Source organism: Amycolatopsis sp. NPDC043889, from assembly GCF_056435645.1.
On record NZ_JBWKEC010000001.1, the window covers coordinates 649,393 to 666,311 of the forward strand.

18 protein-coding genes are annotated in these 16,919 nt (G+C 67.4%); 7 read left to right on the forward strand and 11 right to left on the reverse strand.

The window, feature by feature from the left end:
• Window positions 1–19: 19 nt before the first annotated feature.
• Both AC0685_RS03255 and AC0685_RS03260 read left to right on the forward strand, forming a co-directional pair.
• Complete coding sequence (locus AC0685_RS03255) at window positions 20–1,051, forward strand: glycerophosphodiester phosphodiesterase family protein (protein ID WP_478224020.1); 1,032 nt, start codon at window positions 20–22, stop codon at window positions 1,049–1,051.
• Between the two features lie 129 nt (window positions 1,052–1,180).
• A complete protein-coding gene (locus tag AC0685_RS03260; RefSeq protein ID WP_465430966.1) occupies window positions 1,181–1,687 on the forward strand; it encodes a DoxX family membrane protein in 507 nt (168 codons plus the stop codon).
• Between the two features lie 59 nt (window positions 1,688–1,746).
• Here AC0685_RS03260 and AC0685_RS03265 read toward each other — a convergent pair whose 3' ends face one another.
• From AC0685_RS03265 to AC0685_RS03280, 4 genes are all read right to left on the reverse strand, one after another.
• The gene (locus tag AC0685_RS03265; RefSeq protein ID WP_478224021.1) at window positions 1,747–2,118 is read right to left on the reverse strand and encodes a YciI family protein; all 372 of its coding nucleotides are present in this window, start codon (window positions 2,116–2,118) and stop codon (window positions 1,747–1,749) included.
• A gap of 99 nt (window positions 2,119–2,217) precedes the next feature.
• Window positions 2,218–3,021, reverse strand: coding sequence for an ABC transporter permease (locus AC0685_RS03270; protein WP_478224022.1), 804 nt, complete (start codon window positions 3,019–3,021; stop codon window positions 2,218–2,220).
• Window positions 3,018–3,992 carry an ATP-binding cassette domain-containing protein gene (locus AC0685_RS03275; RefSeq protein WP_478224023.1) on the reverse strand — a complete coding sequence of 325 codons (975 nt, stop codon included), beginning with the start codon at window positions 3,990–3,992 and terminating at the stop codon, window positions 3,018–3,020. The genes AC0685_RS03270 and AC0685_RS03275 overlap by 4 nt, the downstream gene beginning before the upstream one ends.
• Window positions 3,993–4,060: 68 nt before the next feature.
• Window positions 4,061–5,350, reverse strand: coding sequence for an acetyl-CoA C-acetyltransferase (locus tag AC0685_RS03280; RefSeq protein ID WP_378435141.1), 1,290 nt, complete (start codon window positions 5,348–5,350; stop codon window positions 4,061–4,063).
• A gap of 92 nt (window positions 5,351–5,442) precedes the next feature.
• Here AC0685_RS03280 and AC0685_RS03285 point away from each other — a divergent pair, with 92 nt between their 5' ends.
• A complete protein-coding gene (locus AC0685_RS03285) occupies window positions 5,443–6,777 on the forward strand; it encodes a 3-oxoacyl-ACP reductase (RefSeq protein WP_478224024.1) in 1,335 nt (444 codons plus the stop codon).
• Between the two features lie 2 nt (window positions 6,778–6,779).
• The gene (locus AC0685_RS03290) at window positions 6,780–7,625 is read left to right on the forward strand and encodes a MaoC family dehydratase (protein WP_478224025.1); all 846 of its coding nucleotides are present in this window, start codon (window positions 6,780–6,782) and stop codon (window positions 7,623–7,625) included.
• Here the strand turns inward: AC0685_RS03290 and AC0685_RS03295 are convergent.
• Complete coding sequence (locus AC0685_RS03295; protein ID WP_378435136.1) at window positions 7,608–8,273, reverse strand: TetR/AcrR family transcriptional regulator; 666 nt, start codon at window positions 8,271–8,273, stop codon at window positions 7,608–7,610. The genes AC0685_RS03290 and AC0685_RS03295 overlap by 18 nt on opposite strands.
• 127 nt (window positions 8,274–8,400) lie before the next feature.
• Between AC0685_RS03295 and AC0685_RS03300 the strand changes: the two genes are divergently transcribed.
• Window positions 8,401–9,036 (forward strand): SCP2 sterol-binding domain-containing protein, encoded by a 636-nt coding sequence (locus tag AC0685_RS03300; protein ID WP_478224026.1) that lies wholly within the window; start codon window positions 8,401–8,403, stop codon window positions 9,034–9,036.
• 29 nt (window positions 9,037–9,065) lie between these two features.
• Window positions 9,066–9,713: an SCP2 sterol-binding domain-containing protein gene (locus AC0685_RS03305; RefSeq protein WP_478224027.1), complete on the forward strand. Its 648-nt coding sequence runs from the start codon at window positions 9,066–9,068 to the stop codon at window positions 9,711–9,713.
• On the opposite strand, the gene AC0685_RS03310 is transcribed toward AC0685_RS03305, so the two are convergent.
• The 6 genes from AC0685_RS03310 to AC0685_RS03335 form a co-directional block, all read right to left on the reverse strand.
• Window positions 9,710–11,461 carry an ATP-binding protein gene (locus tag AC0685_RS03310; RefSeq protein ID WP_478224028.1) on the reverse strand — a complete coding sequence of 584 codons (1,752 nt, stop codon included), beginning with the start codon at window positions 11,459–11,461 and terminating at the stop codon, window positions 9,710–9,712. The genes AC0685_RS03305 and AC0685_RS03310 overlap by 4 nt on opposite strands.
• Before the next feature lie 87 nt (window positions 11,462–11,548).
• Complete coding sequence (locus tag AC0685_RS03315) at window positions 11,549–12,031, reverse strand: FxsA family protein (protein ID WP_340687195.1); 483 nt, start codon at window positions 12,029–12,031, stop codon at window positions 11,549–11,551.
• Between the two features lie 58 nt (window positions 12,032–12,089).
• Window positions 12,090–12,566, reverse strand: a complete 477-nt coding sequence (locus AC0685_RS03320; RefSeq protein WP_478224029.1) for a P-loop NTPase family protein — start codon at window positions 12,564–12,566, stop codon at window positions 12,090–12,092.
• A 25-nt stretch (window positions 12,567–12,591) separates the two neighbouring features.
• Window positions 12,592–14,544 (reverse strand): ABC transporter ATP-binding protein, encoded by a 1,953-nt coding sequence (locus AC0685_RS03325; RefSeq protein WP_478224452.1) that lies wholly within the window; start codon window positions 14,542–14,544, stop codon window positions 12,592–12,594.
• Window positions 14,545–14,570: 26 nt separating this feature from the next.
• The gene (locus AC0685_RS03330) at window positions 14,571–15,140 is read right to left on the reverse strand and encodes a TetR/AcrR family transcriptional regulator (protein ID WP_478224453.1); all 570 of its coding nucleotides are present in this window, start codon (window positions 15,138–15,140) and stop codon (window positions 14,571–14,573) included.
• Between the two features lie 113 nt (window positions 15,141–15,253).
• Entirely contained in the window at window positions 15,254–16,528 is a 1,275-nt protein-coding gene (locus AC0685_RS03335; RefSeq protein ID WP_478224030.1) for a tyrosine-type recombinase/integrase, read from the reverse strand.
• A gap of 103 nt (window positions 16,529–16,631) precedes the next feature.
• Here AC0685_RS03335 and AC0685_RS03340 point away from each other — a divergent pair, with 103 nt between their 5' ends.
• The gene (locus AC0685_RS03340; protein WP_414943109.1) at window positions 16,632–16,877 is read left to right on the forward strand and encodes a helix-turn-helix domain-containing protein; all 246 of its coding nucleotides are present in this window, start codon (window positions 16,632–16,634) and stop codon (window positions 16,875–16,877) included.
• Window positions 16,878–16,919: the final 42 nt, after the last annotated feature.

Here is a 16,919-nt window from a genome sequence, read left to right on the forward strand (position 1 = left end):
ACCGTGGCATGGTTCACGAATGAAGACATTCGCGCTGGTCATCGCCACTGCGCTGACCTTGACGACGGCCGGGATCGCCGACGCGCATCCGCGACGCGCCTTCGACATCCAGGCCCACCGCGGCGGGCTCGGCCTCACGGTCGAGAGCACGCTCGCGTCGTTCGGCAAGGCGATGGAGCTGGGGGTGAACACCCTCGAACTCGACATCCAGATCACCAAGGACGGCCGCGAGGTGATCACCCACGACCGCAAGACGACACCCGCGAAGTGCCGCGACACCGCGCCCGCGACCCCCGGCGACCCGGCGTACCCGTACGTCGGCAAATACGTGAAGGATCTGACGTTCGCGCAGGTCCGCACGCTGGACTGCGGTTCGCTCCGGCAGCCCGCCCATCCCGGCCAGACGCTCTCCCCCGGCGCCAAGATGCCGACGCTCGCCGAGCTGTTCCAGCTGGCAAGGGACCACCGCGCCTGGGGCATCAAGTTCAACATCGAGACCAAGGTCGAGGCCGCCGCACCGCACGAGACGGCGCCGCGTGAGCAGTTCGTCCAGCGGGCGGTGCGCGAGATCGTGCGCGGCGGGTTCGCGCACAACGTCTCCATCCAGAGCTTCGACTGGGGCGCGCTGATGCGGTTCCGCGAGGTCGCGCCCTGGCTCCCGACGGTCGCGCTGACCCAGCCCGAGTTCCTGCAGGCCGGTCAGCCGGGCAAGTCGCCGTGGCTCGGCGGGATCGACATCGACGACTTCGGCGGCAGCCCCGTCCGCGCGGTGAAGTCGTTCGGCGCGAGCGCGCTCTCGCCGGTGCACGGCAACCCGCAGGGTGGCAAGGTCGGCGACCCCGACTACCGGCCGTTCACGACGAAGGCGCTGGTCACTGAGGCGCATCGAGCGGGGATCAAGGTCGTGCCCTGGACGATCAACGACCCGGCCACCATGCGCAAACTGATCGACGACGGCGTCGACGGCATCATCACCGACTACCCGGACCGGCTGCGGGAGGTCGCGGCCGACCGCGGGTTCAAGCTGCCCAAGGCGTATCGAGCCCGCTAGCGGAATCTAGCCCCGTCTAGCGCCAGAGAAATATTTCGCGATACACCGTTAGCGCGGTTCGGCGACGTGGCGGGCGGGAAGACTGGGGTTAGGTTTGTTTCCCGGGTCCGGATCAGAAAGGTTACGACCGTGATTCTCCGTCGCGTCGCACGTCCGCTCCTCGCCGCGATCTTCATCTCCGGCGGGATCGGTGCGCTGAGGGACACCGAGGGGCACGCCAAAGCCGCGGAGCCGTTCCTCACCGAGTCCTTCGACAAGCTGGAGGGCGTGGTGCCGGAGTCGGTGCCGCGCGACCCCGCCACCCTCGTCCGGATCGACGCCGCGGTGAAGGTCGGTGCGGGGGTCGCGCTCGCCGCGGGCAAGGCACCGCGCCTGGCCTCGTTGCTGCTGCTCGGCAGCCTCGTCCCGACGACGCTGGCCGCGCACCGGTTCTGGGAGATCAAGGAACCGGCCGAGCGTCAGCAGCAGCAGATCCAGTTCATCAAGAACGCCGGCCTCGCCGGTGGCCTGCTGCTGGCCGCCGCCGACACCGCAGGCAAGCCGTCGCTCGGCTGGCGTGCCCGCCGCGCCGCGTCGAAGACGGAGAAGCGCGCCGAGAAGCTGGCGAAGAAGGCCGAGAAGGCCATCACGAAGTGACGACCCGCGTTTAGTCCTCTGGATGCGTAAAGGCGCATCCAGAGGACTAAACGCGTGGGTCATGAGGTGAAGGCGGCGATGTCCTCTTCCTCGACGACCGTCCGCACCTCGACTTCGATCTCGTCGAACAAGGCGGCGTAGGACTCGGCGAACGAGACGGCCTCGGCCAGGTCCTTGGCGTTGATCAGCGCGAACCCGCCGATGACCTCCTTGGCCTCGGTGAACGGGCCGTCGGTCGCGGTGATCTTGCCGCCACGCACCTTGCGGACCTTCGCGCCCTTCTCCGACGGGTGCACGCCCTCCGCCGTGATCAGGATGCCCTTCTCGAACGAGTCCTGGATGAAGGCGCCCATCCGGTCGATGAACTCCTTGCTGGGGTTCCAGGCCTCCGGGGCGCTCTCGTCCAACCGGTGCATCATCAGAAACCGCATCGTTGCTCCTCAGTGTCTTGGCGGGGCTGTTTCTACCCCGCCTTCACCAGCGCGTCGAGCGGCTCGACGGCGGTTCGACATTTCTGAGCAGAAGTTTTCCTAGCGGCTCGCGACCTTCTTGTACTGGGCCGTCGCGAGCGGTGCGAAGATCGCGATGATGGCGACGCAGCACAGGATCGCGTACAGCGAAGCGTGCTCGGCAGGCCAGCCCGTCGGTGCCGCGCCGAAGCGGTTCCCGAACAGGTCACGCGCCGAGTTGATCACCGCGGTGAACGGGTTCCAGTCGGCGATCGTCTTCAGCACGCCCGGCAGCTTGTCCGCCGGGACGAACGCCGTCGAGATGAAGCTCAGCGGGAACATCCACATCAGCCCGGCGCTCTGCGCCACCTCGACGCTGCGCGCGACGAGCCCGATCCACGCGCCGACCCAGGACAGCGCCCAGGCGAACATCAGCATCACCAGGTAGCCGAGCACCGCGTCGAGGAAGCTGCCGCGGATCCGCCAGCCGACGAGCAGCCCGCACAGCGACATGACGACCAACGCGACCACGCTGATCACCAGGTCGGACGTCGTCCGGCCGAAGATCACCGCGAGGCGGGAGATCGGCAGCGAACGGAACCTGTCGATGATGCCCTTCTGCAGGTCGTTCGCGAAGCCGATCACCGTGAACGCCGAGTTGAACGCGACCGTCTGCGCGAAGATGCCCGCGATCAGGAACTCGCGATACGCGAGCCCGCCCGCTTCCCCGCCGATCGCGTCGCCGAAGACGTACGCGAACAGCAGCACGAACATGATCGGCTGCAGGGTGGCCGCCATCAGCCAGTCCGGGTTGCGCTGGACGTTCTTCAGGTTCCGCCAGGTGATCACGCCACCGTCGGAAAAGGCCTTCGCGACCGCGCTCACTGGTTCCCCACCCCCTCTTCCGTCTTCTCCCCCTCGTCCGTGGCGTGTCCTGTGAGCGAAAGGAAGACGTCGTCGAGCGTCGGCCGGTGCAGCGCGACGTCCTGGACCGCGACGCCGTGGCCGTCCAGCCGCCGCAGCGCCTCGATCAACGCCTTCGGCCCGCCCTCGACCAGGACGTCGACCTTACGGGTGTGTTCGTCGACCGACGGCGTGCCCGAGCCGACCTCGGCCAGCACCTGGGTGGTCATGGCGAGGTCGCTCGCGTTCGCCACGACGAGCTCCAGCCGCTCGCCGCCGATCTCCTGCTTGAGTTCGTCGGCCGTGCCGCGCGCGATGACCTTCCCCTTGTCGATCACCACGATCGAGTCGGCGAGCTGATCGGCCTCCTCCAGGTACTGCGTGGTCAGCAGCACCGTGGTGCCGTCGGCGACGAGCTCCTTGATGACCTCCCAGGTGTCGATCCGGCCGCGCGGGTCGAGCCCGGTGGTCGGTTCGTCGAGGATCACCACGGTCGGCTCGGCGACCAGCGCCCCCGCGAGGTCGAGCCGTCGCCGCATACCGCCGGAGTACGTCTTGGCGGGGCGGTCCGCCGCGTCCTCCAGCCGGAACCGGGCGAGCAGCTCACGCGCCCGGGACTTCGCCGCGGCCTTCTTGTTCCCGTACAGCCTGCCGACCATGTACAGGTTCTCGAACCCCGTGAGGTTCTCGTCCACGGCGGCGTACTGCCCGGACAACCCGATCGACCGCCGGACTGCGTCGGGGTGGGCCAGCACGTCGTGCCCGGCCACCTCCGCCTCGCCCGAATCCGGGCGAAGCAGCGTGGTCAGGATGCGGACCGTCGTCGTCTTGCCGGCACCGTTCGGCCCGAGCAGGCCCAGCACCTCGCCCTTCGGGATCGACAGATCGACCCCGTCGAGCGCCCGTATTGACCCGTAGGTTTTGACCAGCGCTTTCGCCTGAACCGCGAACATGCGGTCAACCTAGACCCCGGCACCGACAAAGGCACCGGGGTTTTTCCCCGATCCGCTGCGGGCGAACGTTACTTTTCCAGGATCGCGGTGACGCCCTGGCCGCCCGCGGCGCAGATCGAGATGAGTCCGCGGCCGGATCCCTTCTCGTTCAACAGCTTCGCGAGGGTGGCGACGATACGGCCACCGGTCGCGGCGAACGGGTGCCCGGCCGCCAGCGAAGAACCGTTGACGTTCAGTTTCGCCCGATCGATGGAGCCGAGAGGTTCGTCGAGGCCCAGCTTCTCCTTGGCGAACGCCGGGTCCTCCCACGCCTTGAGGGTGGCGAGCACCTGCGACGCGAAGGCCTCGTGGATCTCGTAGAAGTCGAAGTCCTGCAAGGTGAGCCCGGCACGGGTGAGCATCTGCGGGACGGCGTACGCGGGCGCCATCAGCAGGCCCTCGTCGCCGTGGACGTAGTCGACGGCCGCGGTCTGCGAGAACGTCAGGTACGCCAGCACCGGCAGCTTCCGTGCCTTCGCCCACTGCTCGGTCGCGAGCAGGACCGTCGACGCGCCGTCGGACAGCGGCGTCGAGTTGCCCGCGGTCATCGTGCCTTCGGGGCCACCGAAGGCGGGCTTCAGCTTCGCGAGCTTCTCGACGCTGGAGTCCGGGCGCAGGTTCTGGTCACGCGCCAGCTTCAGGTACGGCGTCACCAGGTCGTCGAAGAAGCCCTTGTCGTACGCGGCGCCGAGGCGCTGGTGGCTGGTCGCGGCGAGTTCGTCCTGTGCCTCGCGCGTGATCTCCCAGACCTTCGCGGTCAGCGCGGCGTGCTCGCCCATGGAGAGGCCGGTGCGCGGCTCGGAGTTGCGCGGGATCTCGGGGACGATGTGGCCGGGGCGCAGCTTCGCGGCGAGCTTCAACCGCTCTGGCAGCGTCTTCGCGGCGTTGAGCTGCACGAGGATCTGGCGCAGGTCGTCGTTGACCGCCAGCGGCGCGTCGGACGTGGTGTCGACGCCGCCCGCGATGGCCGAGTCGATCTGGCCGAGGGCGATCTTGTTGGCGACGTTGATGATCGCCTGGAGGCCGGTGCCGCAGGCCATCTGCACGTCGGAGGCCGGGGTGGCGGGGTTCAGCCTGCTGCCGAGGACGCTTTCGCGGGCGAGGTTGAAGTCGCGGGCGTGCTTGAGCACGGCGCCGGCGGCGACCTCGCCGATCACCTCGTCCTGCAGGGAGAAGCGGCTGACCAAGCCGTCGAGGGCGGCCGTGAACATGTCCTGGTTCGACGCTTTCGCGTACGGACCGTTCGAGCGGGCGAAGGGGATCCGGTTGCCGCCGATGATCGCGACCTTGCGCACGGGTGCCGTCCTTTTCGTGGCCATTTTTTCCACTCCTCCGTAGGCTCTCTCACACTGTAACCTACTAGCGAGTAGGTTAGAATGCGACGTGACGCAAACTGCACGGGAGGCACGTAATGGCTGACAGGTACCAGCAGTTCACGAAATCCCCGGTGGGGAAGTTCGTGGTGCCGAAGCTCGGCCTGCCGAATCCCGCCACGCTCCGCCGGTACAAGCCCGGTCAGCCCCCTCTCGAGGGTCCCGCACTTCTGGGTGCCGCGCCGGGCGGCCGTCTCGAAAAGGTGATCGAGGCGCAGCTGCACCGCGCGGGTATCGAGGTCCTCTCGACGGCGGCCGAAAAGCACGCCGCGCTCGTCTTCGACGCGACAGGCGTGAAGGACCCGAAGCAGCTTCGCGAGGTCTACAACTTCTTCCACCCCGTGATCCGGAGCGTCGGGCCGTCGGGCCGCGTCGTCGTCCTCGGAACGCCGCCGGAGCTGGCCGAAGGACACGAGCGGATCGCCCAGCGTGCGCTCGAAGGCTTCGTCCGTTCCGTCGGTAAGGAGCTGAAGCGCGGCGCGACCGCTCAGGTCGTGTACGTCGCCGAAGGAGCCGAAGAGGCCACTGAGTCCACGCTCCGGTTCCTGCTTTCGTCGAAGTCCGCCTTCGTGGACGCCCAGGTCATCCGCGTGGGCACCGAGACCAAGACCGCCTCGGCCCCGGCCGACTGGACGAAGCCGCTGGACGGCAAGGTCGCCCTGGTCACCGGCGCTTCCCGCGGTATCGGCGCCGCCATCGCCGAGGTGCTGGGCCGAGACGGCGCCCACGTCGTCGCGCTCGACATCCCCGCGCAGGGCGCGGACCTGTCCAAGGTGGCCAACAAGGTCGGCGGCTCGTCGCTGCAGCTGGACATCACCGCCGCCGACGCGCCGGAGAAGCTCGCCGAGTACCTGACCACGCGCCACGGCGGCGTCGACATCGTCGTGCACAACGCGGGCATCACGCGGGACAAGACCCTCGGCAACATGACCGAAGGCGGCTGGGACTCGGTCATCGCGGTCAACCTCGCCTCGCAGCTCGCGGTGAACGAAAAGCTCCTCTCCGACAAGGTGCTGCACGAGAACGGCCGCATCATCGGCGTCTCCTCGATCGCCGGGATCGCGGGCAACGTCGGTCAGACCAACTACGCCACCAGCAAGGCGGGCGTCATCGGCATGGTGAACGACGGCGCGCCGAAGCTCGCCGAATACGGCGGCACGATCAACGCCGTCGCGCCCGGTTTCATCGAGACCAAGATGACCGCCGCCGTCCCGCTGTTCATCCGCGAGGCCGGGCGGCGGCTGTCCAGCCTCGGCCAGGGCGGGCTCCCGGTCGACGTCGCCGAGACGATCGCCTGGTACGCGAACCCGGCTTCGGCCGCGGTCAACGGCAACGTGGTCCGCGTCTGCGGCCAGGCACTGCTGGGAGCGTGAGCATGGCCGTCAAGGAACTCCACGAGTCGCCGAGCCTGTCTTCGCTGTACCCCAAGGCGTTGCTCGGCTCGTTGCGCAAGAGCGGCGGGAACACGCTGCCGGGGACCGAGTTCGTCCGCGAGGGCGTCGTCGTCGACCCGGCGCACCTCGCCGCGTACAACCAGGTGTGCGGATTCCGGCTGGACGACGTGCTTCCGGCGACGTATCCGCACATCCTCGCGTTCCCGCTGCAGATGGCGTTGATGACCGAGGCCGACTTCCCGTTCCCGTTGCTGGGCATGGTGCACGTCGCGAACCGGATCACCCAGCACCGGCAGTTGCGGCTCGACGAGTCGTTCACCCTGCGCGTGCGCGCCGAGGACCTGCGCCCGCACGAGAAAGGCAAGCAGTTCGACGTCGTCAGCGAGCTGCTGGTCAACGACAGTCCTGTGTGGACGGACGTCAGCACGTACCTGCGCCGCGGTGGCGGCAGCGGCGAGAAGACCTCGCGCGGTCAGCTCTCCCAGCCGACGGCCAACGCGATCTGGCACGTGCCCGGCGACATCGGCCGCCGCTACGCCGAGGTCTCCGGCGACCGCAACCCGATCCACCTGCACCCGATCACGGCGAAGGCGTTCGGCTTCCCGGCCGCGATCGCGCACGGCATGTGGACGAAGGCGCACGCGCTCGCGGCGTTCGAAGGCAGGCTCCCGGAGGCCTTCACCGTCGACGTCAAGTTCAAGCAGCCGGTCCTGCTGCCCGCCAAGGCGGCCTTCACCACCTGGAGCGAAGGCGACGGGTGGGCTTTCGAGCTGTGGAACGCGCGCAAGCCGAAGCCGCACCTGGAGGGCTCAGTCGCCGCTCTCTGACGGCTTCCAGATCTCGCCCTCGACGAGGTCGTTGAACCCGAGCCAGACCAGGTTCATCAGCCACGAGGCGAGCACGCCGTCGGAGACGTCGGGGTGGTCGAGTGCCCAGTCGGCCAGCGACTCGGCCGCCCCGACCAGCGCGGCGGACAGTCCCGCGCCGGAGAACTCGGCCTGTTCGCCGAGGCCCTTGCGGGTGCCCGCGGAGACGACCAGCGCGGCGACCAGTTCGATCGCGCGGGTGCGCATGTCGGTGATCTCCGCGGCGAAGGCCCCGCCGACGGTCATGGCCTGGCGGTGCAGCACCGTCCAGGACTCGCGGTAGTCGGCGACGAAGCGGTAGAACGCGCGAAGCCCGTGCCAAAGCTGCATGTCGGGCGGCAGATCGGGTTTGATCCCGTCCTGCACGGCCTCCAGCAGGCGGGTGGCTTCGCGGCGGATGCACGCGCCGAAGAGATCTTCCTTGGACCCGAGGTAGGTGTAGATCATCGGCTTGGACACACCGGCGACCTCGGAGATCTCGTCCATCGACGCGGAGTGATAGCCGTAGCGCGAGAACACCGAGACCGCCGCGTCCAGGATCTGGCGTTCCCGCACCGCTCTCGGCAGCCTTTTGGCGCGTTCGGCGGGACGCGGCACTTCCTCGGACACTCAAGACCTCCCATTAGTTCGCGTAAGACGCTACCGGGCTACCACCGGCCAGGGTGACTTCGGCACACTTGCCCGCCTACCTACTCACGGGTAGCCTTACGCTCGGGTAGGTGGAACCGGAGGGAAGATGACCGAGATCGTGGGGCTGACCGGCCGCGCGCTGGTCGACGCGCTGGAACGGATCGAGCCGGATTCCGCCGAAGCGCACTCTCTCGACGTCAACGAGGTCGCGGGCGCCATCGACCCGAAGGACCTCGGCAAGGACGACGTCCGGCGGCTGCTGACCGCCCTGGGACGGCTCGCCGAGTCCGCGCCCGCGTTCGACCTCCGCAAGGTGGACCCGGCCCGCTTCGCGAACCTCGTCGCGCGCGCCTCGCGTACACAACTCGAGAGCGTCGTCGCCGAACGGCCGCTCCGGGAGCGCGTGCTGCGTGAGATCTTCGACCGCATGGGCGCCCACATCCGGCAGGACCGCGCGAGGACACTGCACGCGGTGGTGCACTGGCGGCTGTCCGGCGGCACCGGCGACGGCGGCTACGACCGCTACGAGACGGTGATCTCGCATGGCGAGTGCACGGTCAGCCGTGACATGAAGGAGAAGCCGAGGGTGACGATCACGATCGCGCCCGTCGACTTCTTCCGGCTCATCACCCACCAGGCGACACCCGCTGTGCTATTCGTCACCGGAAAGATCAAAGTAAAAGGTGACCTGGCCTTCGCCGCGGGTTTGATCGGTTTCTTCGACCTTCCTAAACCGTCCTGAACCCGGCTGAGCAGATACACTTCCGTGCCGTGCCCCGAAATTCTCCGAACCGGCGCTGGCGGGACAAGGTACGCCTTTCCCGTCCGTCGAGGCCGCACAAAACGCGCACCGGCGGCGAGCACGTCGTCAACGCCTTCGCGGAGAAACTCGAGCTCACCAAACTGAGCCCCGAGCAGTTCACCCAGGTGCTGGAAACCCTGCACATGCTGGGCGAAACCGGCGCGGGCATCGAGTTGAGCTCACTGGAGACCGAGGTGCTCGTCGACGTCGTGCAACGGGCGTCACGAGAGCAGCTCAAGGCGATCGCCGATCACCCGGAACTGCGTTCGGCGTTCCTCGACGAGATTTTCCGCAGAATGTCGGATCATTTCGTTCCGGAACGCGCGCGGCATGTCGACTTCGTCGTCGCGTGGCGTTTTACCGACGGTGACGGAGAAGACGGTTTCGATCGTTTTCAAACGGTCATCGAGGACGGCGTCTGCGTTTCCAGCACCGATCTCGCGCGCACTCCGGACACCACCATCACGCTGTCCGTCGACGACTTCATCCGGATGGCCACCGGCAACGCGGCGGTGGCGGCGATGTTCGTGACGGGCAAGGTGAAGGTCAAGGGTGAGTACGCGCCGGCCGTGCGGTTCAGCGGGTATTTCGACATCCCGAAGCCGAGCGCGGGCTAGCCACCTGTTTCATCGAGAGTTCGCTTGGACGTACGGCGATAGCGGACGTTGGGGCTCCGCAGATTTCGCTCGGTCGCTTCGATCAGCCCCTGCTTGAGCAGGACGGTCAGCCATCGCGTCATCGTGCGGTCGTGCAGTCCGGTCGCCGCGACCAGGTCGGCACGTGTCGCCTCGTCGTCGCCCAGCGCGTCGAGGATCTCTTCACGCCGGTCGGCGCGACGCTTCGGCGGTGCCGGACTGTCGGTGCTGTCCTTGGGAGCGGGAGCCGCGTCTTCGGCGAGGGTGTAGTGCGCGTATCGGCGACCGCCGGCCGGGACCAGAAGGCCCCGTGCGACGAGATCACCGAGTTCTTCGGTCGCCACCCTCGAATCGAGGTCGTTGGCGTTCCGGTAGGCCTGGTTGTTGAGCGTCTCCCCGTGGAACAGCATCGCGAGGCCGTGGCATTGGCTGTCGGTGAGGCCGTGCTCATCCAATGAAGCGATCCAGCGAACCGCGTCATCGCCCATCAAGGTGTGGTTCGGGAAAGTCGCCGAGAAAGTGGAAATGTCATCGGCGAACCGTGGCGGACTGAGCTTGGCGTCCCGCATCGCCGTCAGCATCGCCGGGATCCCGGAGCCGCGGTTCTCGCAGATCGGACGATCCGACCCAGGCAACGGGGTGTCTTCGAGGATCTTCAGCAGCGTCGCATTGCGAGCCGAGGAGGTCCCTTCGACGCCGAGATTCTCTTCGCGGACCGACCCGTAAAGGCCCCCTGGATTACGGATTAGCAGGCGGTCGGGATACATCTCGACCTGCACCTGTGTCCCGTGGGAGGTACCCGAGTAGTCGCGGTGCACCAGTGCGTTCACCACTGCTTCTCGTAGTGCGGTCTCCGGGTACTCGTACGTTTCGGCCCGTCCGGCGCCGCGAACGGTGGATCGTCGTTTCATATTCCGGCGGAGAGCGATGAGCACTTCGTCCACCATCGCCGGAATCGGCCCCTCCGCAGCGACGTTGTCGATGAACCGCGTTCCGTTTCGAGGATCAGGCCCGGATTTCGTCGGGTAGTGCACGAAGGTCACCATGAGCTGCGGGAAGAACTCCTGAGGGTATTCCCCCAGTGCCAGCAGTCCCGCGAGGGAAAGCTCGGTGCCGACGAGAACTTTCGCGCGGCGCAGCGCCGCGGTGGTGTCCAAGCCCGCGAAAGCCCTGCTCCGGTGGCGGCGGAGCCGGCTCAGAAAAGTATCGACCAGGGCGTGGTCGAGGTTCGCGACGGTCGTACCCGCCACGGGCTGCTCGTCATCCCGCGGTTGACCGCGGTTCGCCATCATCAGTTGGACTTCGTACGGGCTCAGCCTTCGATCCCCGTCGGCGACTCTGACGAAGCTCCCCTGCGTCATGCCGGTGCCCCGGTTGAACGAAGGCTTGCTGCCCGGCGGTAGTTCGGGGATCTCGGCGACCACGAGATCCGCGCCTTCGAAACGGTGGGTCCCGATGAGAGGGCGTAGCGGCGGCTCCAGGTTTTCCGAGCACAAGGCCGCCAGATCGGCTTCCATCTTCGCCGGGTCGCGAACCCCGGTCGCCTCGAATCCCTGGGTTTCGTCGAGGCCAAGGATCAGGACTCCGCCGCTGGTATTGGCGAACGCCGAGAGCGTTTCGCGGACACTCTTCGGAAGCTTTGACTCGGCTCGTTTGGCCTCGACAAAGGCGTGGTCGCCACCGAGGTCGCGAAGGCTCGCGATGATCTCGGCGAGTTCGTCGTAGAGCATGCCGCCGTCCCAGCTTAGACACTAGCTTAGACACTAGCTTAGACACTGGAGCCTAGCGGCGAAGCTAGTGTCCAAGCTGTGCGGCTCCTAGCCCTCGACGATACGGCCCTCGATCACCGGCGGCTGCTTCTTGGCGGCCTCCGCGGGCGGGGTGTCCACGACGACCTCGCTGTCCACGACCATCACCGGCCCTCGCGTGCGGTTGGCGAACTTGACCGCCCGGCGCGCCATCCGCTTCTGCCAGACCTTGCGCGCGACGCTCCGTGTCGGCGGCAGGATGAACAGCAGGCCGATGACGTCGCTGACGAAACCGGGCAGCAGGATCAGCAGGCCGCCGAGCCCGATCAGCATCCCGTCGGTGAGTTCCTTCTCCGCGTCGGCGGGACGGCCGAGCCGCGCGGACTCGGCGAACGCCCGGAAGGCGCGGCCGCCTTCACGGCGCGCGAGCCAGGACCCGACGAACGCGCCGGCGAAGAGCAGCGCGATCGTGCCGAGCACGCCAACGGCCGAGCCCACCGCCCACACGGCGGCGATCTCGGCGACGACATAGAGCAGGAACGCGACAGCCATACCTGGACAACGTACGGCTTGCCCGTTTTGCTCCCAACCCCCGATACGGTGACCCCGGTCAACCGATCCGGCGCAGGAACTCCTCCGCCTCGCGGGGCCTGGTCAGCACGATCCGCCGCGCGTGCGCCCCCTGTTCCGCCAGCCGCCGCACCGTCCGCTCCCGGTGGTCCTTCGGCCAGCGCCAGACGTAGGAGCAGAACTCCAGATCGAGCCTTTCGGGGCAGCCGGACGCCTGCTTGTCCTGCCCGTATTCGCGCAGGCATCGCATCAGCACCCGCCGGAGGCAGACGCGGCGCGGGTAGTCGAGGAAGATGATCGTGTCCGCTCGCGGGAGCCGGAGGTGCATCGACGCTCCGTAGTTCCCATCGATCACCCAGGCACCGGATTCGATGATCTCCTGCTGCGCGGCGTGGAACTCGGTGTCCGGCGCGGGCGTCCACCCCGGCCGCCAGTAGAGCCGGTCGAGTGGGTGACCGGCAGGCCGAGTGCGGCGCCGAGCCGTCGCGAGAACGTCGACTTCCCGGCGCCGCTGCACCCGACGACCATGATCCGCCGCATGGTCAGGCCTCAGCCTCGTCGTCGAGATACGCGGCGGCCTGCAACGTGAACAGGTCGGCATAGCCCGCCTTCGCCGCCATCAGTTCGTCGTGTGTCCCGTATTCGGCGACCTTTCCGTGCTCCAGCAACAGAATCCGCTCCGCCTGGCGGACGGTGGAGAACCGGTGCGAGATGTACAGCGTCGTGCGCCCCTCCGAAAGCGCACGCAGCCGCGAGAAGAGATCGTGCTCGGCCTGGGCGTCCAGTGCGGAGGTGGGCTCGTCGAGGATCAGGATCGGCGCTTCCCGCAGGAACGCCCTGGACAACGCGATCTTCTGCCATTCGCCACCGGACAGGCTGACGCCCTGGTCGAACCAGCGGCCGAGCGGGGTGTCGTAGCCACTGGGCAGGCGCTCGATCCGCTCGTCGGCACCGGCCCGTTTCGCCGACGTCTCGATCCGTTCCCGGTCGACGAGGTGCGTCAGGTCGCCGAGTCCGATGTTCTCCGCCGCGGTGCCCTGATACGTCACGTAGTCCTGGAACATCGCGCTGATCCGCCGCCGCAGTTCCACCGGGTCGTACTCGCGGATGTCGACGTCGTCGAGCAGGATCCGCCCGCCCGTCGGGTCGTACAGCCGGCACAGCAGTTTGAACAGTGTCGACTTCCCGGCGCCGTTGCGGCCGACGACGGCGACCGTCTCGCCCGGCCGGATCTCGAAGCTCACGCCGTCGAGGGCGGGGTCGGCAGCTCCGGGATAGGTGAAGGACACTTCTTCGAACCGGATGTGACCCTCCACTGTGGATGGAAGAGGTCGCGGTTCCGGTGGCGCGACGATCTCCGGTTTCGTCCCGAGGAAGCGGTACAGCGTGTCGAGGTAGAGATTGTTCTCGTACATCCCGGAAAACGCGGTGAACAACCCTTGGACGGACGTCTGCACCGACGCCGCGGCGGCCGTGTACAGCGCGAGATCGCCGAGGGTGAGCCTGCCGCCGACGGCCTCCAGCGCGATGTACAGCGCGATCGCGGATCCGGCGGCGGTGCTGAGCAGACCCCACGACGTCGAGCTGACGCTGCGCTTGCGGGTCAGTGTGCGCTGCCGGTCGTAGAAGACCTGGCCGAGCCGCTGGAACCGGTCGACGAAGTACGGGCCGAGCCCGAAGAGCTTGGTCTCCTTGGCGTACGTGTCCGTGGTGACCAAAGAGGACAGATAGTCCATCCGTCGTTTCAGCGGGGACATCATCAGCGTCAGCCAGAACGCGCGGGCGCCGTACTTCGACTGGGAGATGAACGCGGGGATCGGCGCCACGAGCGCGACGAGCGCCAGCAGCGGGCTGATCGAGACGAGCAGCGCGATCATGCTGCCGAAGGTGATCAGCGTCCGGATCAAGCCCAGCGCCGAGTTCATCATCGACAGCGGCCGCGTCGGCGCCTCCTGCGCGGCTTGACGCAGCATGTCGTAGGACGCGGAACCCTCGAAGTACGAAAGGTGCAGCTTGCTCGCGTGGTCCATCACCTGGTGGCGGATGGTCAGCGTCATCCGTTCCTGCAGCAGTGCTTGGCCGTAGGTGGTCAGCGCCTGCGAAACCGCGGTGAGCACGAGGATGCCGAACTGGAAGAGGGCGACACCGACGATCGCGCTCTTCGTCCCGTGCCCCTGGATCGCCGCGACCACCGAGTCGATCAGCAGTTTCGCCACGTACGCGGTCGCCGTCGGGAGAAGACCGGAAAGCAGCGTCACCAGGGTGATCACGATGGTCAGCGGAGGGCTCGCCTGCCAAGTCAGCTTCGCGACCTTCGGCAGGCCGCGGACCGTGCCCGCGATGTTGACCCACATGCGGTTGAGCCGGGACTTCAGGTCTTTCGGGAGGGCTTCGGGTTCGGGCTCCGGGATGTCGACCGGGCCGGTCAGACCGCTGTCGGGCACCGTCGACGGCGGACGGCGTCGCCTGCCGCCGCGCGCCATGAACAGTTCCAGGCCGCCTCCCCCGCCGGGCGGGCCGATCACGCGGCCGCCAAGGCGCCGTTGAGGAACACGTCGACGAGCTCCATCGTGGTGGGCTCGTCACCGGTTTCGCTGAACCGGATCCGGCCGCTGAACAGCAACGACAGGAAAAGCGCCGCGGACTGCGTCGGCGGCAGGCGGAGCCGGTCCTTCTCCGGTTCGAACAGCTCGGCCATGGCGTCGCGCATGGCGCTCATCGACTCCTTCCGCCGGTCCCTGCGGTCGCCGTGGCGATGTTCCGGCCTCTTGCCGGAGCCGTGCATGGCCGCCATGAGGGCGCCCATGCGCTGGAGGTGCGCGCTGAGCGCGTCGGCCGCCTCGATGAGCCTGTCGTCGAGGGACTGGTCGAGGTCGATGACCGCGATCGCGTCGAGTACCTGGTCGGGTTTCAGCGCTTCGGCGAAGCAGGTGGCGAACAGTTCGTCCTTGTCCTTGAACACGCGGAAGACCGTGCCCTCGCCGATGCCCGCGGCACGCGCGATCTGGCTCGACGTGACACCGGCGCCGTGCTCCACCAGCAGGGGCAGCACGGACTGGACGATCATCCGGCGCCGCTCGTCGGCACTCATCCCCGGCGCTCTCCGCCGGGAGGTGGTTTCTGTCATGCCTCCAGTCTGCGGAGTGAGCGCTCACTCCGTCAAGCGATTAAGGCTGAAGTCCGTGAAGGCCTCCTTCCCTACTCTCAGGGTAGGGAAGGAGGCCTTCTGTAGCCCCGGAGATCGGTAGCCGTCTGACCTGCGCTAACACGGCTACCGGCCTTCGGCGGTACGCAGCGGGTACACAACAGCCGAGAACAGGTCATCCATGAGCGAGCGGGCGCGCTCGTGAGCCTGCTCGAACAGGTGGCCGTACGTCTCGGACGTCGTGACGATCGAAGCGTGGCCCATGTAGTCGCGGACCTGTTCCATGGACGCCCCCGGTGACCGGGGCCGCCTTCGATGAGCCGCGACGCGTAGTAGTGGCGAAGGTTGTGCATCCCGTAGGCCCCGCCGGACTTCAAGCCGTCCGCCTGGATCGCGGGGTGCCAGACGTCCCGGTTCCACGCGCCCGACGTGAGCAGGCCGCCCTTGTCGTTGGTGAACACCACGTGCCAGTCCTTGTTACAGCATGTGCACCGGACCACGGTGGTCCCGTGCTTCTCCGCGTGCTGGGCAATGGCGGTCGCGGTGACGTCGGCGAGCGGGACCGTGCGGACCTTGCCGCCCTTGGGCTTGGCTAGGACGAGCTTCCCGCCGACGCGCTTCACCTGGTGGCGGATGGTGATCTCCTTGCGGAAGCGGTTCACGTCTTCTAGCGCGACGGCGAACGCTTCGCCCTGCCGATGCCCGCAGGTGGCCGACACGAGCCCGATGGGCCGTTCCCGCTCCGGCATGGCGGCAAGCACGGTGTTGACCCGCTCTTGCTCCCAGATGTTCCGGACGCGCCTGTCACGCCGGGGCACCTCCACGTCCCACCCGTCGAAGGGGTGCACGGGGAGAAGCTTGGTAGCGCCCTTGACCGCCGTCCGCAGGAACGACCCGAAATGGACGTAGACAAGCTCAAGGGTGCTGGTCGCGTACCGCTCGCCGTTGGGCTTCGTCTTCTCGCACATCTCCGCCCACCACTCCATGACCCGCGACAGGGTGATGTCACAGACCCGCAGGTGACCGAACGTCGGCAAGATGTGGTTCTTGAACCGGGACGCGACCGTACGACGGGTCTGAACGTCGGAGTAGCGCTCTTTCAACCACTTGGGGACCGCCTCCGAGACCAGGACACGCCCGGCCGTCGGATCGAACGGCACAAGGCCCTTGAGCAAGTCGTTATTGACCTTGACGTCGTGCGCCTGCGCATCGCTCTTCTTGTGAAAGGACATGGTCCGGGCGCCCTTGTTCCGCACGCGCCACCGCTTACCCCGGCCGTAGTCCGCCGTGCGCTTGCGGGTGCCCTTGTGGTGCCACCGGTCCTCAACGCTCATGAGTTCGCCCCTCTAGTGCTCAACCTGCCGAGTTGTGGGAAATACTCCACACCGTGGACTGTAGCGTATATCCCACAACCGGAGGGTGCGTTACCTTGTGGCCATGCCGAAGACCGCAGAGGATGAGCCTGCCCCGGAGCGGCGCGTGGCGTTCGGGCTCCGCCTGCGGCGGCTGCGCACGGAAGCCGACTTGAGCCAAACGGCGGTCGCGTCAGCGGCGGGCCTGGACCGGTCCTACTACGCGCACGTGGAGGCCGGGCGGTACAGCATTTCCATAGATAAGGTCTTTAAAATCGCCGACGCGCTCAAGGTTGACCCGTCACACCTGTTCGTTGACCTGTCGAACTGACTCATGACACATAGGCAACGGCTAACTTTCTATTGGCAGTGA